This window comes from Lentzea sp. NPDC054927 (genome assembly GCF_053610285.1).
Genome location: NZ_JBSGXZ010000004.1, coordinates 218,771 through 238,895, shown reverse-complemented (window position 1 = coordinate 238,895; position 20,125 = coordinate 218,771). Strand labels below are relative to the sequence as shown.

At 68.5% G+C, this 20,125-nt stretch carries 23 protein-coding genes; 10 read left to right on the top strand and 13 right to left on the bottom strand.

Going from position 1 to position 20,125, the window contains the following annotated elements:
* The gene (locus tag ACWGE0_RS09315) at nt 1–1,173 is read right to left on the bottom strand and encodes a homogentisate 1,2-dioxygenase (protein ID WP_452260411.1); all 1,173 of its coding nucleotides are present in this window, start codon (nt 1,171–1,173) and stop codon (nt 1–3) included.
* Between the two features lie 69 nt (nt 1,174–1,242).
* On the opposite strand from ACWGE0_RS09315, the gene ACWGE0_RS09310 reads away from it, so the two are divergent.
* The 4 genes from ACWGE0_RS09310 to ACWGE0_RS09295 are packed head-to-tail and all read left to right on the top strand — an operon-like array spanning nt 1,243 to nt 5,037.
* Nucleotides 1,243–2,106 (top strand): hypothetical protein, encoded by an 864-nt coding sequence (locus ACWGE0_RS09310; RefSeq protein WP_319967255.1) that lies wholly within the window; start codon nt 1,243–1,245, stop codon nt 2,104–2,106.
* Nucleotides 2,103–3,266, top strand: a complete 1,164-nt coding sequence (locus tag ACWGE0_RS09305) for a fumarylacetoacetate hydrolase family protein (RefSeq protein WP_452260410.1) — start codon at nt 2,103–2,105, stop codon at nt 3,264–3,266. The genes ACWGE0_RS09310 and ACWGE0_RS09305 overlap by 4 nt, the downstream gene beginning before the upstream one ends.
* Entirely contained in the window at nt 3,266–3,898 is a 633-nt protein-coding gene (locus tag ACWGE0_RS09300; protein WP_452260409.1) for an IclR family transcriptional regulator, read from the top strand. Before ACWGE0_RS09305 ends, ACWGE0_RS09300 begins: the two co-directional genes overlap by 1 nt.
* Nucleotides 3,895–5,037: a VWA domain-containing protein gene (locus ACWGE0_RS09295; protein WP_452260408.1), complete on the top strand. Its 1,143-nt coding sequence runs from the start codon at nt 3,895–3,897 to the stop codon at nt 5,035–5,037. Before ACWGE0_RS09300 ends, ACWGE0_RS09295 begins: the two co-directional genes overlap by 4 nt.
* On the opposite strand, the gene ACWGE0_RS09290 is transcribed toward ACWGE0_RS09295, so the two are convergent.
* Entirely contained in the window at nt 5,034–5,486 is a 453-nt protein-coding gene (locus ACWGE0_RS09290; protein ID WP_452260407.1) for a hypothetical protein, read from the bottom strand. The genes ACWGE0_RS09295 and ACWGE0_RS09290 overlap by 4 nt on opposite strands.
* Nucleotides 5,483–5,947 carry a hypothetical protein gene (locus ACWGE0_RS09285; RefSeq protein WP_452260406.1) on the bottom strand — a complete coding sequence of 155 codons (465 nt, stop codon included), beginning with the start codon at nt 5,945–5,947 and terminating at the stop codon, nt 5,483–5,485. The genes ACWGE0_RS09290 and ACWGE0_RS09285 overlap by 4 nt, the downstream gene beginning before the upstream one ends.
* Nucleotides 5,948–6,025: 78 nt before the next feature.
* Here ACWGE0_RS09285 and ACWGE0_RS09280 point away from each other — a divergent pair, with 78 nt between their 5' ends.
* The 4 genes from ACWGE0_RS09280 (at nt 6,026) to ACWGE0_RS09265 (ending at nt 9,572) form a co-directional block, all read left to right on the top strand.
* The gene (locus ACWGE0_RS09280) at nt 6,026–6,790 is read left to right on the top strand and encodes a DUF2470 domain-containing protein (RefSeq protein ID WP_452260405.1); all 765 of its coding nucleotides are present in this window, start codon (nt 6,026–6,028) and stop codon (nt 6,788–6,790) included.
* Between the two features lie 73 nt (nt 6,791–6,863).
* Nucleotides 6,864–7,562, top strand: coding sequence for a CPBP family intramembrane glutamic endopeptidase (locus ACWGE0_RS09275; protein ID WP_319967375.1), 699 nt, complete (start codon nt 6,864–6,866; stop codon nt 7,560–7,562).
* A gap of 147 nt (nt 7,563–7,709) precedes the next feature.
* Nucleotides 7,710–8,897 (top strand): arginine deiminase, encoded by a 1,188-nt coding sequence (locus ACWGE0_RS09270; protein ID WP_452260523.1) that lies wholly within the window; start codon nt 7,710–7,712, stop codon nt 8,895–8,897.
* A 114-nt stretch (nt 8,898–9,011) separates the two neighbouring features.
* Nucleotides 9,012–9,572, top strand: coding sequence for a ferritin (locus tag ACWGE0_RS09265; RefSeq protein ID WP_319967248.1), 561 nt, complete (start codon nt 9,012–9,014; stop codon nt 9,570–9,572).
* 41 nt (nt 9,573–9,613) lie between these two features.
* On the opposite strand, the gene ACWGE0_RS09260 is transcribed toward ACWGE0_RS09265, so the two are convergent.
* The 9 genes from ACWGE0_RS09260 to ACWGE0_RS09220 all read right to left on the bottom strand — a co-directional run bounded on the left by ACWGE0_RS09260 (nt 9,614) and on the right by ACWGE0_RS09220 (nt 15,984).
* Nucleotides 9,614–10,771 (bottom strand): RNA polymerase sigma factor, encoded by a 1,158-nt coding sequence (locus ACWGE0_RS09260; RefSeq protein WP_452260522.1) that lies wholly within the window; start codon nt 10,769–10,771, stop codon nt 9,614–9,616.
* A gap of 2 nt (nt 10,772–10,773) precedes the next feature.
* Nucleotides 10,774–11,181, bottom strand: a complete 408-nt coding sequence (locus tag ACWGE0_RS09255) for a YciI family protein (protein WP_452260404.1) — start codon at nt 11,179–11,181, stop codon at nt 10,774–10,776.
* A gap of 160 nt (nt 11,182–11,341) precedes the next feature.
* Nucleotides 11,342–11,920, bottom strand: a complete 579-nt coding sequence (locus ACWGE0_RS09250; RefSeq protein WP_452260403.1) for a hypothetical protein — start codon at nt 11,918–11,920, stop codon at nt 11,342–11,344.
* Between the two features lie 61 nt (nt 11,921–11,981).
* A complete protein-coding gene (locus tag ACWGE0_RS09245) occupies nt 11,982–12,143 on the bottom strand; it encodes a hypothetical protein (protein ID WP_452260402.1) in 162 nt (53 codons plus the stop codon).
* 325 nt (nt 12,144–12,468) lie between these two features.
* Nucleotides 12,469–13,278 carry a hypothetical protein gene (locus ACWGE0_RS09240; RefSeq protein ID WP_452260401.1) on the bottom strand — a complete coding sequence of 270 codons (810 nt, stop codon included), beginning with the start codon at nt 13,276–13,278 and terminating at the stop codon, nt 12,469–12,471.
* A gap of 2 nt (nt 13,279–13,280) precedes the next feature.
* Nucleotides 13,281–13,727 (bottom strand): SigE family RNA polymerase sigma factor, encoded by a 447-nt coding sequence (locus tag ACWGE0_RS09235; protein ID WP_452260521.1) that lies wholly within the window; start codon nt 13,725–13,727, stop codon nt 13,281–13,283.
* A 165-nt stretch (nt 13,728–13,892) separates the two neighbouring features.
* Entirely contained in the window at nt 13,893–14,231 is a 339-nt protein-coding gene (locus ACWGE0_RS09230) for a DUF952 domain-containing protein (RefSeq protein ID WP_452260400.1), read from the bottom strand.
* Between the two features lie 38 nt (nt 14,232–14,269).
* Nucleotides 14,270–15,217: a DUF5926 family protein gene (locus ACWGE0_RS09225; protein ID WP_452260399.1), complete on the bottom strand. Its 948-nt coding sequence runs from the start codon at nt 15,215–15,217 to the stop codon at nt 14,270–14,272.
* A gap of 26 nt (nt 15,218–15,243) precedes the next feature.
* Complete coding sequence (locus tag ACWGE0_RS09220; RefSeq protein WP_452260398.1) at nt 15,244–15,984, bottom strand: glycerophosphodiester phosphodiesterase; 741 nt, start codon at nt 15,982–15,984, stop codon at nt 15,244–15,246.
* Nucleotides 15,985–16,074: 90 nt separating this feature from the next.
* On the opposite strand from ACWGE0_RS09220, the gene ACWGE0_RS09215 reads away from it, so the two are divergent.
* On the top strand, nt 16,075–17,259 hold the full coding sequence (locus ACWGE0_RS09215) for a cytochrome P450 (protein ID WP_452260397.1): 1,185 nt from the start codon (nt 16,075–16,077) through the stop codon (nt 17,257–17,259).
* A gap of 209 nt (nt 17,260–17,468) precedes the next feature.
* On the top strand, nt 17,469–19,160 hold the full coding sequence (locus ACWGE0_RS09210) for an MSCRAMM family protein (RefSeq protein WP_452260396.1): 1,692 nt from the start codon (nt 17,469–17,471) through the stop codon (nt 19,158–19,160).
* Here the strand turns inward: ACWGE0_RS09210 and ACWGE0_RS09205 are convergent.
* A complete protein-coding gene (locus ACWGE0_RS09205) occupies nt 19,157–20,125 on the bottom strand; it encodes a glycerophosphodiester phosphodiesterase (protein WP_452260395.1) in 969 nt (322 codons plus the stop codon). The genes ACWGE0_RS09210 and ACWGE0_RS09205 overlap by 4 nt on opposite strands.

Below are 20,125 nucleotides of genomic sequence, written 5' to 3'. Positions count from 1 at the left end.
TCAGGCCGGACCGCGACGGGCCCACGTCCACGCATAAGCCGGGTCCTCACAGGCCTCCGCCGCCTCGCCCATCTCCAGCGGGCGGAAGGTGTCGACCATGACCGCGGTCTCGTCGAAGTAGTCCACGCCCAGCGACGCCTCGACGGCACCGGGCTGCGGGCCGTGCGTGCAGCCCGACGGGTGCAGCGACATCGAGCCGATGCCGATGCCGGAGCCCTTGCGCGCCTCGTAGTTGCCGCCCACGTAGAACATCAGCTCGTCCGAGTCGACGTTCGCGTGGTTGTACGGCACCGGCACCGCCAGCGGGTGGTAGTCGACCTTGCGCGGGCAGAACGAGCACACGACGAAGTTCGGGCCCTCGAACGTCTGGTGCACGGGCGGCGGCTGGTGCACGCGGCCGGTGATCGGCTCGAAGTCGCGGATGTTGAACGCCCACGGGTACAGGTGCCCGTCCCAGCCGACGACGTCGAACGGGTGGTTCGCGTAGGTGAAGCGGGTCAGCCCCGCACGGTGCCGGACCAGAACGTCGACATCGGTCCCCTCGACGAGCAACGGCTCCTCGGGACCCCGGATGTCGCGCTCGCAGTACGGCGAGTGCTCCAGGAACTGGCCGGCCTTCGACAGGTAACGCTTGGGTGGCCCGATGTGCCCGGTCGCCTCCAGCACCAGCAACGACATCGGGGACGACGGCACCACCCGGTACGTGCACGAGGTCGGGATCACGACGTAGTCGCCATCGCCGACCGTCAAAGCCCCGTAGATCGTCTCGATCACGCCCGAGCCGCCCTGCACGTACAGCAGCTCGTCACCGAAAGCGTTGCGGTACAACGGCGAAGGCACGGACGCGACGACAAAACCGATGGTCACGTCCGGATTCCCGAACAGCTTGCGACGCCCGGTGACCGCGTCGACCTCGTCAGAAGCCCAGCTCAGGTCCTGCGTCTTGAAGTGCCGCGGCTTCAACGGCAGGTTGGGCGAGACCGTCCCGCGCTCGTCCTTCACCGTCTCCGCGTTCACGATCGCCGTCGGCAGGTGGCGGTGGTAGAGCAGGGCCGAATCAGCCGAGAAACCCTCGACTCCCATCAGCTCTTCCGCGTAAAGGCCACCGTCCGGTTTGCGGAACTGCGTGTGGCGCTTTCGGGGGATCTCCCCCACCTGGCGGTAGTAGGCCATGACGTCTCCGAGGCGTTCGACTATCGGACATCTTTGTTCAGTTGCCGGTACACGGCTAGCGTGTCAGCCGTGTCAAGCGCTGTCGAACTCCGTGCGCCCGGTCCGCGCGGTACTCCGCCCCTGCTCGCGAGGCTTGTGGACGATGCCGCGCTGTTCCCTCCGGGGAACGCGCCGATGCCCGACGCGGTGCGCGGGCACCTCGACGGACGGGTCGGCGAGTGGTCTGGCGTCATGGGTCTTTTCCTGTGTCCTGCCTCGCGTCTCGCCGAGCTGATCACCGAGCTGATCAAGGTCAAGCCACCGAAACCGATCGCGCTCTCACTCGTGATCGACACGGGCCTCGGCGGTGTGCCGAAGGCCGTGTCCATCGTCGAGAGCCGTAGTGAGCTCCTCGCTCTGCGCATGGTCGAGATGCCCGCACCGTCCGATGTGGACGAGGTGTGGCTCGAACGCGTGTCGGAGTTCGTGCCAGAGGACGTCATCCGCGTCGTCGAACCCCGCCGCGGCGGGGCCGAATGGCTCGACGGCGTCCGCAGGGTCATCGAGCACGGCAGCTGGCCCAAGCTGCGCTGCGGGGGTCTCAGCACCGAGAACTTCCCCAGCGTCGACGAGGTCGCGGACTTCCTGTCCGTCGTCAGCGGTGGCGGGGTCGCGTTCAAGGCGACCGCCGGCCTGCACAAGGCCGTCCGCTACACCGACGAGCAGAACTTCACGCACCACGGCTTCCTGAACCTCCTCGTCGCCACGGCGAGGTCGCTCAGCGGCCGCGACGTCCGCGAGGCACTGGCGAGCACTGACGCCGAGGCGCTCACCGCCGAGGCCAAGGCGCTCAGCGACCAGGCCGCGCACGCCGTCCGCGGGGTCTTCGCGAGCTACGGCTCGTGCTCGCTCGCCGAACCGATCGCCGACCTCGAGGGGCTTGGACTGCTGTGAGCTGGATCAGCGACCCGAACTTCACCGAAGACCAGCCGTTCGGACCGCAGACCCTCCCCTACGGCGTCGTCGACGGGGGCGTGGCCGTCCGCGTCGGCGACCAGGCGTTGCTCCTCAAGGGCCTCGCGCTGGGCAAGTGCAGCGAGTACGTCCAGGGCGACTCGCTGGACCCGCTGCTGCAGGCGGGCCGGCCGATCTGGAGCGTGCTGCGGGCCAAGCTCAAGGAGATCGTCACGGCGACCTCCGCGCCGAAGGGTGCCGAGCTCACGAGCATCGAGACCGCGAAGCTGCCATTCACCGTCGGCGACTACGTGGACTTCTACTCGAGCAGGCACCACGCGGAGAACGTCGGGAAGATGTTCCGCCCCGACGGCGACGCGCTCACGCCGAACTGGACGCACCTCCCGATCGGCTACCACGGCCGCGCGGGCACGGTGTACGTCTCCGGCACCGAGATCGTCCGCCCGAACGGCCAGAAGCGCGGCAGCGAGGGCCCGAAGTTCGGCCCGTCCGAGCGCCTCGACATCGAGGCGGAGGTCGGGTTCGTCTGCGGCGGGCCGAAGGCGGCCAACGTGTCCACCAGCAGGGCCGCCGAGCACGTCTTCGGCGTCGCGCTGGTCAACGACTGGTCCGCGCGCGACATCCAGGCGTGGGAGTACCAGCCGCTCGGCCCGTTCCTCGCCAAGTCGTTCGCCACGTCGATCGGCGCCTGGATCACCCCGCTCGAAGCGTTCTCAGTTGCACGCGTCCCGACGCCGCCGCTGCCGAACAAGCTGCACGACTACCTGACCTGCGATCAGCCGTGGGGCCTGGACATCACCATCACGGTCGAGCTGAACGACACCATCGTCGCGCGGCCGCCGTTCCGGGAGATGTCGTGGTCATTTGTGCAACAGCTGGCGCACATGACGGTGAACGGGGCTACGGTTCGCCCAGGTGATCTGTTCGCGTCCGGCACGGTCTCCGGACCGGAGAAGAACGAGCGCGGCTCGTTCCTCGAACTCAGCTGGGGTGGCAAGGAACCGTTCAAGCTCGACGACGGCTCCACGAGGTCTTTCCTGGAGGACGGCGACACGGTCAAGCTGACCGCGACGGCTCCTGGTGAAGGTGGTTCGGTGGTGGGTCTCGCCGAGGTGGTGGGCACAGTTCGGAGTGCGTGATGGTCGGAGCGACGAAGGAGAGCTCGCTGACCCTGGAAAGGGGTCTGGCGTTGCTCCAGGCGGTCGCTGAGGCGGAGTCCGAGGCACCGTCGATCTCGGAGCTCGCCACGGCCATCGGCGCGTCCAGAGCGGCCGTCTACCGGCTTCTGGTGCCGCTCCAGGCGCGCGGGCTCGTGCGCAGGGAGGGCTCGAAGGTCCGGCTCGGCCTGGGCGTGCTCCGGCTCGCCTCCAACGTCCTCCCCCAGCTCCGGATGGCGGCGAATCCCGCTCTGCGCGAACTCGCGGAGAAGGTCGGCGCCACCGCGCACCTCACCGTCGCGGACGGCAGCGAGGCGCAGGCCGTCGCCGTCGTCGAACCGTCGTGGACCGCTTTCCACGTGGCGTACCGGGTCGGTTCCCGCCACCCGGTGCACCGCGGGGCGGCCGGCAGGGCCATCTCCCAGCCCAGCGAGATCTGGGTCGTCTCCAGCGGTGAGCTGCAGCCCAACGCGTACGGCGTCGCGGCGCCTGTGCGCGGCGTTCCCGGCCTCAGAGCGTCGGTTGGTGTGGTGGCGCTGGAGAAGCTCGATGCGGACGTTGTCGGCCCACACGTCGTGCGTGCGGCCGAAGAAGTGGCGGCGGCGCTCAAATGACAGAAGAGCGGCTGAGGCGCTGGCGGTTGCTCTTAGGCCCGAGCGCGGAAGACGTGGCGCAGCTCGGCGAGGACGACCAACGGCGTGACGGCGCGCTCACGGGTCTCTACGGCGGTGGCGGCGATCGCGGTGCCGGTCTCGGCGCCAGCTCTCCGCAGCTGCACCGGTGGCTGGGCGACGTCCGCAAGTACTTCCCCACGTCCGTCGTGCAGGTCATGCAACGCGACGCCGTCGAGAAGCTCGGCCTCCGGCAGCTGCTGCTCGAACCCGAACTGCTGCAGTCTGTCGAACCCGACGTGAACCTCGTCAGCACCCTGCTCCAGCTCTCCCGCGCGATCCCCTCCCGCACCCGCGACACCGCGAAAGCCGTGGTGCAGAAGGTGGTCGAGGACATCGAGAAGCGCCTGAAGGACCGGCTCGTCGAGGCTGTCCGCGGCGCTGTGGACCGCTCCAGGCGCACCCGCCGGCCGCAGCTGCAGGACGTCGACTGGGCGACCACGATCAAGGCGAACCTCAAGAACTACCAGCCGCAGCACAAGACCGTCATCGTCGAGGACCTCATCGGCCACCGCAGGCGCAGCCGGACCGCGGCGATGCGGGACGTGATCCTGCTGGTCGACCAGTCCGGTTCGATGGCCGAGTCGCTGGTGCACGCGGCGGTGCTCGGTTCGGCACTGGCGAGCATCCGCTCGATCTCGACCAAGCTCGTCGTGTTCGACACCGAGGTCGCGGACCTGACCGACCAGCTCAGCGACCCGGTCGACCTGCTGTTCAGCGCCCAGCTCGGCGGCGGCACGGACATCAACCGCGCGGTCGCCTACGCGCAGACCCAGGTCCGCAGGCCCACCGACACGGTCGTCGTGATCATCAGCGACCTGTACGAGGGTGGTTCGGAGGCCGAACTGCAGCGCCGGGTCCGCGAACTGGTCGCGAGCGGCGTCACGGTCGTGAACCTGTTGGCGCTCAGCGACTCCGGCACGCCCGCCTACGACCACGAGCTCGCGGCGAAGCTGCACGCCCTCGGCGCACCCGCGTTCGCCTGCACACCGGACAAGTTCCCCGAGCTGCTGGCGGCCGCACTGCGCAAGGACGACCTCACGCAGTGGGCGGAGTCCGAAGGCATCGCAACGGGCCGTTAGCGGTCGATGACCCGTCCACGCGTGAGGAACGCAAGCCCGCGCGTCATGGCCACGAGACGCCCGCGTTCGTCCGGACCGGCGATCCAGATCCGGCCGGTGTGCCGGACCAGCACGCGCGCCCGTTCCGGAAGCTCGGGCAGCCGCATGTTCTTCTCCGACTCGTGCACCTTCAGGTACGCCTGGCGACCGATGCGCCGACCGGCCACGAAGCTCACCGACACCGGGCGGAACGGGAACTGCTCGATCAGCTGCAGGGTCCCGCGGCGGGTGAGGAAGTGCCGCAACCCCGGCGCGGCCAGCTCCAGCACGACCGGGACGGCCAGCACGGTCAGCCAGAGCCAGCCGACCATCAGCACGGCACCGAACGCGGCGACGGCGAAGAAGATGTGTCCCACAGCGCGACGATCCGCCCGCACGAGGCAGATGTCGGTCCAGTTCTCAATGATCATCTCTGCACGCGCGCCGAGATCAGCTGCGGTACCCCGCGGAAGGTGATGACGGTGTTCCCAGCCGAGTCCGGTGGCACGAACCAGACGCGACGATGGCGCGCGATCCGGCCACGGAGGAGAGGACCGACGCGGACGGTCAACAAGAGCGGCGGCGACGACAACACGACCAAGCGCCCTCCTTCCCACTGCACATGGGCGAAATGCCACGGTTCACCTTCCGGTAAACGCACCGGACGGCGGCGTGTCACCACCCACAGCACGGCCGCGGCGAAGAAGAGCAGGACCAGCGCCACCGGAGACGACCACGACCACACGAGCACCAGCAGGAACTGGAGTGCGAAGGCCGAGCCGGCGATCACGGTCCACATCAGGGCACGACGGCTCGCCCGGTCGACACAGTGCCGGGTCCACCGATCGTCGAGCGCCGTCACCTCGGTGGACGGCTTGTTGGGCACGACCACGTGTCCACCGTACAGGTGACGCTTCCCTTGATGAGCAAAGCTAAGTTAGGCTTGCCTAACATTCGAGGAGGTGCAGCGGTGACCGACACCCAGACCAAGCGCCCGCCGGCGCCGCACGCCGCAGAGCGCGCCCGCACGATCACGGCTCGCGGCGGTCAGGCCGCGCTGCTTCCTCAAGCAGGCTCCCGCACCAGTCCGTTGTTCCACCACGTGCACCCGTGCGGCAGCACGATCTTGCTGCTCGCCGACGAACACCCGCTGGTCGGGCAGCTGTGGCAGACCCCGCGCGCCGAGGTGACGGCGATGCTGGAGATCGCCGACCAGGCGCCGGTGCCGTTGCGCGAACCCGTCCGCGGGCTGCTGTGGCTCACCGGCTGGATCACCGCGCTGGACGGACAGGAGGCGCGCGACGAGATCCTCTCGGTCGCCGAAGTGCGTCCGGACCACCGGCTGCTGGACGCGGGCCACGGCGCCTCGGTGCTGAGGCTCACACCGGCGTCGATGGTGATCGCGGACGCCGAGGGCACGTCGTCGATCCGGCCGGAGCAGTTCGCGAACGCGACGCCGGACCCGTTCTGCCGCAACGAGGACAACTGGCTGCGACACCTGGAGTCCGCACACAGCGACGTCGTCGGCCAGCTCGCCCGGCACCTGCCGGAGGAGTTGCGGGCGGGCAACGTCCGGCCGCTCGGGCTCGACCGGTTCGGGCTGCGACTGCGGGTAGAGGCCGAGTGCGACGACCACGACGTGCGGATCGCGTTCTCGAAGCCGGTCAGCACGCCGACCGAACTCGCCGCCGAGCTTCGACGGCTGATGGGCTGCCCGTTCCTGTCCCAGAGGTAGCGTCTCGCTGGTGACCTTGATTCCCGCCGAAGAGAAGCGCGGTTACCAGCTCGAACTGCTGATCGTCTTCAGCATGACGCTCGGACTGTCCGGCCTGCGCAGTCTGGTGCGGCTGATCGACAGCCTGCTGCAGCCGACGCCGCTCAACCAGCAGTCGGTCGCGATCAACGTCCCGCAGGCGCGCGCCGATCTGCTGGACCTGGTGGCGCAGCTGCTCGGCGTGCTGCAGCTCGCGGCGTGGGGTGGCATCGGCCTGTACCTGTTGTGGCGCACCGGGATCAAGCTGCGGGTCATCGGACTCGACGGGACGCGCAAGCTCGCGGACTCCCTCGGCGCACTGGGACTGGCGGCGATCATCGGCATCCCGGGGCTGGGGTTGTACTTCGCCGCGTGGGCGCTCGGGCTGAACCTCGCCGTCCAGCCGTCCACTTTGGACAATCAGTGGTGGATGAGCGTGGCGCTGATCCTCGCCGCCGCCGGCAACGCGTGGGCGGAGGAGGTGCTCGTCGTCGGGTACCTGATCACGCGGCTGCAGCAACTCGGCTGGAGGCAGTACACGGCGTTGTTCGCGGCGGCCGTGCTGCGCGGCTCGTACCACCTCTACCAGGGCTTCGGCGGGTTCGTCGGCAACCTGGTCATGGGCCTGGTCTTCGGGTTCTACTGGCAGCGGACCAAGCGGTTGTGGCCGTTGGTGATCGCCCACACCATCCTCGACGTGGTCGCGTTCATCGGCTACACAATGTTGCGCGGCAAAGTGAGCTGGTTGCCGTAATGATTCCACGGTAGATTCCATAATTTACCGCCATTCGTTGCGTTTTTGGGCTCGCGGACGGCGATTTATGCTGTTCAGGGTTACGCTCGTCCGGTGACTGCGCACACGATCGCTGAGACCGAAGCACTTCCGGACGCCGCGCCCCGCGTGGACAGCGAGGTCGGCCCGCTGCGCACGGTGTTGCTGCACCGGCCGGGCAACGAGCTCAAAAGGCTCACCCCGCGCAACAACGACCAGCTGCTGTTCGACGGCGTGCCGTGGGTCGGCAGGGCCCAGGAGGAGCACGACGCGTTCGCCGCGACGCTGACCTCGCGCGGTGTCGAGGTACTGCTGCTGTCAGACGTCCTCGTGCAAGCGCTGGAAGACAACCGTGCGCGCATCGCGGGCATCCACAGCGCGGTGAACGAGCGGCGCCTCGGCATCGACCTGGCCGACGCGCTGCGCAGCCACCTCACGTCGCTGGACGCACCGCAGCTCGCGCAGGTGCTGATGACCGGCATGACGTTCGAGGAGATGCCGGCCGCCGAAGGTGCGTCGCTGGTGCGCAAGATGCACCTGCCGATCGACTTCGCCGTCGACCCGCTGCCGAACCTGCTCTTCACCCGCGACTCGTCGGTGTGGGTCGGCGACCGCGTGGCCATCACGTCGCTCGCACTGCCCGCCCGCGACCGCGAGACGACGCTGACCGACCTGATCTACGCCTACCACCCGCGGTTCCGCCGCACGGGCCGCGCATACGGCGCCCACTCGGCACCGCTGGAGGGCGGCGACGTGCTGCTGCTCGCGCCCGGAGTGATCGCCATCGGCGTCGGCGAGCGCACCACCCCGGCGGGCGCGGAGTCGTTCGCCCGCTCTGCTCTCGCGGACGGTCTCGCGCACACGGTGCTGGCGGTGCCGATCGAGCAGGAACGCGCCACGATGCACCTCGACACCGTCTGCACGATGGTCGACCGCGACGCCGTGGTGATGTACCCGGCGATCAGGCACACGCTGACGGCCTTCCCGCTGCGTTCCGACGGCAGCGGTGGCGTGCACGTGGACGGCCCCGTGCCGTTCCTGGAGGCAGCCGCGGAGGCGATGGGCATCGAGCGGCTGCGCGTGATCGACACCGGTCTCGACGTCGTCACCGCCGAGCGCGAGCAGTGGGACGACGGCAACAACACGCTGGCGGTCGGCCCCGGTCTGGTCGTGGCGTACGAGCGCAACGTCGAGACGAACGCACGCCTCGAGGACGCGGGTGTCGAGGTGCTGCGGATCGCCGGTTCGGAACTGGGCTCCGGCCGCGGTGGCCCGCGCTGCATGTCGTGCCCGATCGACCGCGCGCCATTGGTGTAGAGAGCGCGACGTAGATCGTTAGGAATGCCTAACCTTTGTTTGGTTCACCTTTCCAAACAAAGGTTAGCTTTTCCTGGAATGCGGCCGTAACCGATTTGGGTTAACGTACTCCTCATGGCCTCGAACGTGAAGAAGATCCTGACCAAGAAGTCGAAGTTCCACGAGCTCCTGCAGGCTCAGGTCGGCAACGAGTTCTCCGCTTCACAGCAGTACATCGCTCTCGCCGTGTGGTTCGACAACGAGGACCTCCCGCGCCTCGCGTCGCACTTCTACAAGCAGGCTCTCGAAGAGCGCAACCACGCGATGATGATCGTGCAGTTCCTCATGGACAACGACATCCCGGTCGCGATTCCCGGCACCGAGACGCCGTTCAACGAGTTCAAGTCGCCGCGCGACCTCGTGGACCTCGCCCTGCGCCAGGAACAGCAGGTCACCGACCAGATCGTGGCTCTCGCCAAGGCCGCCCGCGAGGAGGGCGACTACATCGGCGAGCAGTTCCTGCAGTGGTTCCTGAAGGAGCAGGTCGAGGAGGTCTCCTCGATGAAGACGCTGCTCACGATCATGGACCGCGCGGACGGCAACATGTTCTACGTCGAGACGTTCCTCACCCGCGAATCCGTGGGCGACGAGGGCGGCGACTCCGGTGCGCCCACCGCGGCCGGTGGCACCGTCTGAGTTTTCCTTCGCACGCTCGAGTGCCGATTCACAGGCCCGCTTCACTCTCCCGAGTGAGGCGGGTCTTTTCGATTGAGGCGGGCGGCTTGGCGCGTGAGATATTCGCGCTCGGCGAGGTTCGACGCTTTTTCGGCCGCCTCGACGTACAGCCGGGCCGCCGTTCGCAGGTCGCCGTCGCGCTCGTGGAGGTATGCGGCCACCGCCGTGTAGCGGGGCAATGAATCGTCGAGTTCGGCGAGTGATTTCAACCCGGCGCGTGCCCCGTCCGCCTCGCCCACGGCCACCGCGCGGTTGAGCCGGACGACGGGGCTGTCGGTCAGCGCCGCGAGTTCGTCATACCACTCGACGATCTGCACCCAGTCCGTTTCCTCGGCGACGGGTGCGTCGGCGTGCAGCGCCGCGATGGCCGCCTGTGCTTGGAACTCCCCCAGCTGGTCCTTCGCGAGCGCCGCCTGCAGGATGTCGACGCCCTCAGCGATCAGCGTCGTGTCCCACTTCCCCCGGTCCTGCACGGCCAGCGCGACCAGGCTGCCGTCGGACGCGGTCCGGCTCGCCCGCCTGGCGTGGTGCAGCAGCATGAGGGCCAGCAGACCGGCCACCTCGGGGTGATCGATCGCCGCCGCCAGCTGCCGGGTGAGCCGGACGGCTTCGGCGGCCAGGTCGACATCACCGGAGTAGCCCTCGTTGAAGACCAGGTAGAGCACGCGCAGCACGGTGGCGACGTCGCCGGGCTGGTCGAACCGGACGTCGCCGACGGTCTTCTTGGCCCGGCTGATGCGCTGGGCCATGGTCGCCTCCGGCACCAGATAGGCCTGGGCGATCTGGCGGGTGGTCAGGCCGCCGACGGCGCGGAGGGTGAGCGCGACCGCGGACGACGGCGTCAGCGACGGATGCGCGCACAGGAAGTAGAGCTGGAGCGTGTCGTCGGAGTCCTGCGCCGGGCCCGCTGCCGGTTCGGCGTCGATCAGGTCCTCGCGCCGCTTGCGCGCGGTCTCCGCCCTGGTCGCGTCGATGAACTTGCGCCAGGCCGCGGTGACCAGCCAGCCCTTCGGATCGCGCGGCGGATCGGCCGGCCACACGCGGATCGCCTCGACCAGCCCGTCCTGCACGGCGTCCTCGGCCGCCGCGAAGTCTGCTCCGCGGCGGACGAGGATCCCGAGGACGGCCGGGGTGAGGCTCCTGAGCAACGCCTCGTCCACGGTCACTCCGTGATCGTGGGTGCGTGGCCGTAGTACGGACGCAGCTCGAGCCACTCGTGGATCGGCTTGCCGTCCTTGCCCGGCGCCGCCGACAGCTCCCCTGCCAGTTCGAGCGCACGCTCGTAGCTGTCGACATCGATGATCATGTAACCGGCGATGAGGTCCTTCGTCTCGGCGAACGGCCCGTCGGTGACCGGCGGCTTCCCCTCACCGTCGAAGCGGACCCACGTCCCCTCCTGCGCGAGCGCCTGGCTGTCGACGTACTCGCCAGTGGCGTTGATCTTGTCCGCGAAGTCGCGCATGTACTGGACGTGCGCCGAGATCTCGTCCTCGGTCCACTGGTCCATGGGCACGTCGTTCACGGCCTTCGGGGCGCCGCGGTAGTGCTTGAGCAGCAGGTACTTGGCCATCTCTGGTGTTCTCCCTCAGTCCTGTCGCGACCCATCCTGGCCGCTTCCGCACCGGGGACGGAGCCGTTCGCCGCTTCTCGACACGACTCTTCAAGATTTTTCCGGCAGACGTACCCGCCCCACCCCCAGCGGGGCGGGTACGACGATCCGGCCGGCGCGGCTAGTTGTGGCAGTCCTGGTTGTTGAGAAGGAGGATCGCGGCGGTGACCTTGCCCTCCGCAACCCGGAAGAGGAACCCGGCGGCCGAGTTGTTGTCGGCGGCGGCGCGGTAGGAGTAGTTCGGGCCAGTCGGCTGCAGGTTGGTGTACTCGGCCTTGAGCGTCGCTTCGGTCGCGCCGACGCCGACGCCGTCCGACGTCATCTCCGGAGTGAAGACGATGGACGCGACACCGAGCTTCTTGGACACCCACACCGACTGTCCGGTGCCGGTGATCTCGTGGCCCGTGCAGTCACCGTTGTCCGGCCCGGTCGCCGGACCGATCAACTTGGCGTCCAGCGCCTGCTGCCGCGTCATCCCGAGCTTGAGATCGCCGTAGCCGAACGAGCCGATCACGGGCTTGGCCGGCTGTGCGGGCGGGTTGGTCACGGTCTGGGTGACGACCTCGGTGACCACCGTGGCCTGCTGCGTCGTGGGGCTGGCAGGTGTGGACGTCGCGTTGTTGTCCGGAGTGGGCGTGGACGTGCACGCGGTCAGAGCGAGAGCGGCGCAGACGGCGACGAGAACGATCGAGCGGTTCATTTCTTTCCCCCAGGAAAGCACTGGATGTGTGCACAATTGTTGGACGAGAATCGTGATTTTGTCATCGGCCGGCCAGAAGTCGTTGCCACGACTCTCCCACCTCGTGCCGGTCGGACCGGCGGCTCTGGCCGGCTTCGGGGACCTGCAACTCAGCTTCGACGTTCGCGAAGGCCTCAGGCGCGGGAGGGTTGGCGACCGTGACGGTCGTGACCTCGGTGACCACCGTCAACTGCGTCGAAGCCGAAGCTGACGACGCAGGCGCGGGAAGCTCCTCCGGGGTCACGACCGCGGCGTTCCGCGACGCCCCTGACGTAGTGGCGCACGCGGCGATTCCGACTGCGACTGCGGCTGCGAATGCGATCTTGATTGCGCTCTTCATTTCAGGCCCCCTGTTTCAGACACCCTTAAGACGTCAGCCCCGCAAAGTGGTTGCGAAGTTCGTTGTCACAGAAAAGTCACGACAAACGGACATCTTTTCGCACCTGAAAAAGGGAACACCAAAGCCCCGCCGCACCCCCAATGGGCGGCGGGACTTCGGCAGAACCTGGTTAAACGGTGGCGCAGTCGTTGTCAGCCAGGCGCATTCGAACGGTGGTGACCGTTGCGCCGTCACTCTCGAAGATGTACGACCATTTGGGCGTCGCGGCCATGGGCACGACCACGTTGGAACCACTTTGCGTGGCGTTCGCATAGGCGGCCTTCACGGCGTCCACCGTCGAGCCGGCACCGACGTTCTTGGGCGTCTTGGCGTAGCTCGCGAGCGTGATCCGCACGATCCCCTTGGCCGGCGAGATGATCACGGCGTTGGTGTCGGGCACCGACTTCGTGGCGTACGCCTTGCACCTGCCGTCCGGGTCGGCCGGGCTGCTCGGCTCGATCAGCGATCCGGTCGCCAGCGCCTCGGCTTCCGGCATTCCGAGTGCGAGCGATCCGTAGCGGCCCGGCTGCGCTTCCGGCGTGGCGGGCGGTGGCGGGTTGCTCGTGCTCTTCTTGCCCGTGTTCCCTGGGTTGGGGTTGGTGCCGGGATTGGCGCCGTTGGTGTTCGGTGGCGGGTTGACCGTGACGGTCGCGGTCGAGGTGAACGTGCTGACCGAGACCGGAGGCGTGGTCGTCGAGGTGCTCGAGCCGGTCGGCAGCAGCGGGCCTGCCAGGTCGTCAGGAACGGGCAGGCGGACCTGGGCCAGACCGAGACCGACACCGGCCAGGGCCACCACTCCGAACGCACCGGCGACCGCGGTTCGTCGCCGTCGGCGGCGCGCGGCTCCGCGGACCACCGAATCCGTCACGTCCGGCGCCACCTGGACGTCCAGCCGATCGTCGCTGAACAGCCTGCGCAGATCGTCGTCGAGGTCGTCCACGGTCAGTCCTTTCCCAGGCGTGTCCGAAGACTCGCCATCGCCTTGCTGCTCTGGCTCTTCACGGTGCCGCACGAGATTCCGAGCGCGTTCGCGATCTCGGCCTCGGAGAGGTTCTCGTAGTAACGCAGCACGATCACCGCGCGCTGCCGTGGCGGCAGCTCGCGCAGTGCTTGCCAAAGCGGTTCGTTGTCGAGCCTGCTCAGCTCGGGGGGCACGGCGCCGGTTTCCGGGAAATCGGCCACGAGACTCTCGCGGCGACGGCGCCGCCAGATGCTGATGTGCGTGTTGGCCATCGCTCGGCGGACATATGCGAGCGGGTCGTCACCCTTGCGTTGCACCGAAACCCAACGCGAGCCGACCTTCTCCAGCACTGCCTGCACGAGGTCGGACGCGTCGTGCGGATTTCCGGTCAGTGCATGGCCATAACGCAGAAGTCCGGGCATGGACATGCGCACGAACTCCGCGAAATCCCCCACGGCTTCCGCTCTTCCCCCGCCGCTTTCGGCGGCCAACTCCAGTCTCAGCACCGCCGTCACGGCACACCCCCTCCCCGAACCAGCGAACTGGCTTCGAGGAGTTCACGCCCCCGCGCATCGAACGGTTGCCCCACTAAATCACAGAACGGCAACGGCTTCCGGTAGAACGAACGTGCCGTCAGGCTCGCACGGGAAGTCGTGGACTTCCAGCACCGCCGCGACCGGGATCTCCCCGTACACGTGCGGGAACCACAGCGGCGAGTCCGTCACGGCCTCCCACCGCACCGGCACGTCCACCAGCTTCGGGTCGATGACGAGCAACAACAGCCCGCTCTGCCCGTGGAAGAAGTTGCTCGCGCTCACGTGCGCGACCCCGCGGTCGGAGCAGTGCACGAAGTCGTCACCGGCAGCGGGCGCGATCGAGCCGGCCGACTGGGCAGCAGCCCAGCCGGCCGTCGAGATGATGTGCAGCAGCACTTATCCACAGCTCCTTGTGGACAACCCTGTGGACAGAGTCATCGAAGCGTGATCTGACGACCGCGCAGGCCGTCGCGGGCACGGCGCTCGGCATCGGACAGCGGCTCGTCGGAGGCCAGCGCCTCCAGCAAACGCTTGCCCAGCGCCTCGGCCGGGTCTGCCCACTCGCGGGCGTGCATCTCGCGGTCGAGGTCCCAGACCGGCACCAGCAGGCCGTGCGCGCGGAACGAACCGGCGTACCGGGAGCCCTCGCCCAGGTCCAGCTCACCGCGGGCGGCCAGCCGTGCCATCGCGGGCACCAGCTTCTCCTCGGGCTCCGGACGAACCCAGCGCAGGTGCGCCTTGTCGCCCGCGTCCACCCAGTAGGCGGCCTTCACACCGGGAGCGTCGAGGCGTTCGGTCGGCAGGATCGCCGCGTTCGCGCGCTCCAGCGACAGCGCCACGTCACCGGTGGGTTCGGTGCCCTCCGGCATCCACCACACGAAGTCGGTGTGCAGCACGGGCGTGATCTCGGCCTCGGGGTCGAGCAGGTCCTGCAGGCGGACGGGGTTCTCGCCGTTGTCCGGACCCACGACCGGCAGCACGTCACCGGTCTTCGCCTGCTGCGCCCACTGCAGCGCCCGCGCCAGGTCGCGGCTGATGTCACCGGACCGCGTCTGCACCTGCAGACCCACGAACGGCACGTCGTCGCCGCGGATCAGACCGGCGGCCGCCATCGGCAGCACCGTGGCCAGCGTGACCTCACGACCGTCCTTGATCGGCAGCTTCGCGATCGCCGACGGCACGAACTCGCGCAGCGCGATCAGCTCGCACTCGCCGGCCAGGCCCTCGAACGGCCGGGACACGATCACGTCGGTCGCGCCACCGGGCGCGCCGTGGCAGGCCTTGTAGCGCTTGCCGGACCCGCACGGGCAGGGCTGCTTCGGGTTGATCCCGTCCTGCTGTCCGGTCTTCTGGGCGTCCTTGACCGCGGTCCGCTTGGCCACCTTGGCCCTCCTCGTGCTCAGGCTTGTCAGGTGGCCAAATTAGCCGTCAGCAGGCGGCGGGTGTTCGCCGGGGCATTGGTCGCGAGGTAGCGGACCCCCAGGTCACGGCACAGCGCGACGTCCTCGGGACGGTCGACCGTCCACACGTACGTCTCGTGGCCCGCCTTCCTCGCCCGATCCACGTAGCCGGGGTCGTTGCGGAGCACGTGCACACCGGGCCCCGTGTAGTCGGCGAACGACGGCAACGCGCCGCTGCGATACCGGCCGAGGCGGTCGAGCAGCAGCACCGTGCGGATGTCCGGCGCCTGCTCCCGGAACGCCTTCACGGCCGTCGGCGAGAACGACATCATGACGATCTGGGAGTCGAGACCGTGCCTCTTCAGCGCCTCGACGAGCTTGCGTTCGACCTCGTTGCGATACCGGACCGGGTGCTTGGTCTCGACGAAGAGCTGCACGGTGGAGCCCTTCACCAGGTCCAGCAGCTGATCGAGCACGAGCAGTTCGGCCGCCTGACCGTGGCGATGCCAGCTGCCGTAGTCGTACTTCTGCAGTTCGCTGAGCGAGAGCGCGCTGACGGTGCCACGACCGTTGGACGTGCGGGCGAGGGTGCGATCGTGCACACACACGATCTCGCCATCGCGTGACAAGCGGATGTCGCACTCAAGCCCGTCCGCGCCTTCCTTGAGCGCGAGCTCGTAGGCGCCGATGGTGTGCTCGGGACGGTCGGTTGACGCGCCACGGTGCGCGACGATCGAAGGCTGCTGCACAAGACCGAACAGTAGTGTCTGCGCAACAATTTGAGTCATCAATCAAATGGACGTGGACGAAACGCGAAACGCGACTTACCGTCCCGCCTTGTGACGTTCGACCAGCGCGACCCCGCCTTCATCGCCGACCCGTACCCGGCCTTCTCCGCTCTGCGCGAAGCCGGTGAGGTGCATCACCACGAGCAGATGGGTGTCGCCGTCGCCGTCTCGCACGCGGCCTGTTCCGCCGTGCTGCGGCACCGCTCGCTCGGCCGCATCTGGTCGGACGTGAAGCCGGTCGAGCAGTTCATGTCGTTCAACCTCCTGCACCGCAACTCGCTGCTGGAGAACGAGCCGCCCACGCACACCCGCCTGCGCCGCCTGGTCGCCGCCGCGTTCGGTCGCGGCCACGTCGAGCGCCTGCGTCCGTGGGTCGCGGACCTGGCCGACCGCCTCGTCGACGAACTGGTCGCCAAGATCAAGGACCAGGGTCAGGCCGACCTGCTCGCCCACGTCGCCGCGCCGCTGCCGGTCGAGGTGATCGCCGAACTCCTCGGCGTCCCCGGCGAGGACCGCTACCTGCTCCAGCCGTGGTCGAACGCCATCGTGAAGATGTATGAGTACGGCCTGCCCGCCGACCAGCAGGCCCTGGCCGAACGCGCCGCCACCGAGTTCGTCGCCTACCTGCGCGAGCTGATCGCGTTGCGCCGCAAGAACCCCGGTTCTGACCTCGTGTCCGACCTGGTCGTGGTCACCGACACCGACGGCGCGAGGCTCACCGAGGACGAACTCGTCGCCACCGCCGTGCTGCTGCTGATGGCGGGCCACGAGGCCACGGTGAACGTGATCGGCAACGGCGTGTACGCCCTGATGCAGCACCGGTCGCAGTGGGAACGCCTCTCGCCGTCAGTGATGTCCACCGCCGTAGAGGAACTCATCCGCTACGACTCGCCGTTGCAGCTCTTCGAACGCACGGCCACCGAACGCGTGGAGATCGCCGGCCGCGTCATCGAGCCCGGTGAGAAGATCGCCGCACTGCTCGGTGCGGCCGCGCGCGACCCGTTGGTCTTCGAGAACCCGGACACCCTCGACGTCGGCCGCGAGAAGAACCCGCACCTCGGGTTCGGCATGGGCATCCACTACTGCCTGGGTGCGCCGCTGGCCCGCATCGAGGTGGAGGCGGCGCTGTCCTCGTTGCACCGCAAGCTGCCCGGCGCGGTGCTGGCCGAGGAACCCAACCGGCGCGCGGAGTTCGTGATCCGCGGCCTGCACTCGCTGCCGCTCAGCGGAGAGTGACCGGCTGACCCAAGCACTTCGGTCAGTACATCGGCCCTTGATGAATCAGCGGGCGGGCGGTTCGCCGCCCGTGCGCCTACCCTGTTGGTTCGGCCCCGCTCGACCGTTGATGGTCGCACCAACTCTCCCGCCCGGCCGCCACCCGTCCATTGGACGTCGGTGCACGGTGCGGGGACCGCGGCACACGTCCCGGCGCACTGGAGTGCACCATGCGCAGACGTTTGACGATCGCGGCCGCCGCGGTCTCGGCCTTCGTTCTCGGGTTGCTCGGACCCGCGGGCGTCGCGGTAGCGGGCCCCGTCGGCACCGCAGCGGGTTTCGAGGACGACGACGCGAACCTCGCCCCACAGGCACCGATCAACTTCGACTGGAACAGCTTCTCGCCCGCCACCTGGACGGGCACCGCACCCACGAGATCGGCGAGCAAGGTCACCTCCGGCTGGGCCTTCACCGGCCTCGAGGACTGGCAGGCGACCACGTCCGACTCCGGCTTCGCGGGCGGCACCAAGCAGGACACCACCTGTCCGACGGTCGGCACGCAGAAAGCGTCCAACAAGGACGATCTGAAGCGCGTCTACGTCGCGAGCAAAACCGTTGGCAGCAACGTGTTCCTGACGCTCGCGTGGGTGCGCATCCCGCAGAACACCACATCGCCGTCCGCGCACGTGGCGTTCGAGTTCAACAAGGGCACCACGTCCTGTGGCGCGGGATCCGGTGGGCTCGTGCAGCGGACCGCGGGCGACATGCTGATCGTCTACGACTTCGAGGGCGGCGGCACCCCGGTGCTGAAGCTGTCCCGCTGGATCACCTCCGGCGCGTGTGAGGTCAGCAGCAACTCCGCGCCGTGCTGGGGCGTGGCCACCACGCTGACCAGCGGTGTCGCCGAGGCTCAGGTCAACACCGGAGCGACCGCGCTGGACACCGTCGCTCCGTCGAACGAGACGCTCGGCCTGAGTGAGTTCGGCGAGGCCGGCATCAACCTGACCGCGGCCGGCGTGTTCGCGCCTGGCGTGTGTGAGGGATTCGGCAAGGCGTATGCGGTCAGCCGCAGCTCCGGCCAGTCGTCGACCGCGCAGATGAAGGACCTGGTCGGGCCCGGCAACGTCAACATCCGCAACTGCGGTTCCGTCGCCGTCACCAAGCTCGGCAGCGACGGCGGCAGCCAGGCCGGCGCCGTCTTCACGCTGTACAACGGCACCGGAACCGGCGGCACGGTCAGGGGTACCTGCACCGTGCAGGCCAACGGCGCGTGCACCCCGCTGTTCGCCGACCTTCCCGTTGGCACCTACACCCTCGACGAGACAACGGTTCCCGCCGGTTACGACAAGGATCCGACGCTGCCGTTCACGTTCAGCGTGGCAGCGGGTGAGACCAAGACGCTGACGTTCACCGACCCGGCGCGTCCGGCGACCGTGAACGTGCAGAAGAAGGACGACCTCGGGGCCGCGGTTCCGGGCGCTGTCTTCACGCTGTACACGGGCGCCACCACGAGCGGGACGGTGGTCGGCACCTGCACCACCGACGCCGCCGGTGTCTGCCAGCCGCCGTTCACGAACCTGGCTCCTGGCACGTACACGATCGACGAGACGACCACCCCGACCGGCTACGCGAAGGACGCGTCACTACCGCTGACCTTCAGCGTCGTCCGCGGCGAGACGAAGAACCTCTCGTTCACGAACCCGAGGACGTTCAAGGTGATCGTGCTCGTCTGCCGCGAGAGCGACAGCACGCTGTACCCGAGCCCGGTCACGATCGACGGTCAGGCTGCGGGCAACACGCTGTCCTCGGCACAGGCGACCACGGCAGGGTTGAGCCAGGCGGCGCTCTGCGGCATCGCGACCGGACAGCGCGGCGGCCTCCAGACCGGCAATCACGCTGCCAGCCCGATCGGTATCAGCTAGCGCTTCGGATAACGCTTGGGGAGCTTGAACCCGCGCTCCTTCAACACCTTCCGCAAGCGGTCCGGGTAGTCGGTGATCAGGCCGTCGATCCCGGTAGCGATCACCTCGTGCATCCGTGACTCCTCGTCCACGGTCCACGGGATGACGGCGAGGCCCTGTCCGTGGGCTTCGGTGACCAGTTCCTTCGTGGTCATCGTGTGCACCGGGGACAGGGCCTTCGCGCCGAAGCTCTTCACCGCCTTGGGAACACTGCCGCCGAAGTCGTCCAGGTTCAGGCCGCCGGTCCACGGCGAGCCCGGCCGCAGGAACTCCGGCTGCGTCAACGCCACCAGCGGGATGCGCGGCTCGACCTCGCGCAGGCGCATCAGGGTGCCCCAGTCGAACGACTGGATGGTCACGTTCGACAGGAAGCCGGAGCGGCGGATCTCGCGGACCGCGCGCTGCACGAACTGCTCGCGCGGCGCGGTCTCGTGCGGGGCGGCGGCCTCGACCTTGGTCTCGATGTTGAAGCGGATGCCCCACGCGCGGTGCTTGCGCGCCAGGTCGAAGAGCTCGGCCAGGGTGGGCATGCGGGCGCCCGGCGAGAGTTCCTGGTCCGGGTACTGCGACCAGCGGGTGCTGCCGCAGTCGAGGGTGCGGACCTGGGCGAACGTCAGGTCCTTCACGTACTTGCCCGCGTAGGGGAACTCCGGATCGCCGGGGAACGCGGGCGAGGTGTCGAGACACTTCGCCGGGTTCGTCTTGCGGTCGTGGGTGATGACCTCACGGCCGTCCTTGGTGATCTGGAGGTCGAGTTCCAGGGTCGTCACGCCGAGTTCGAGCGCCTTGCCGAACGCCTTGAGCGTGCTCTCCACGGTCAGGCCGATGCCGCCGCGGTGTGCCTGGAGGTCGAAGTCCCGGTGGTGAGCCTGAGCGACGCCCGGTGTGGCCATTGCGATCACCAGAGCCCCGATGAGTGTCCGCAT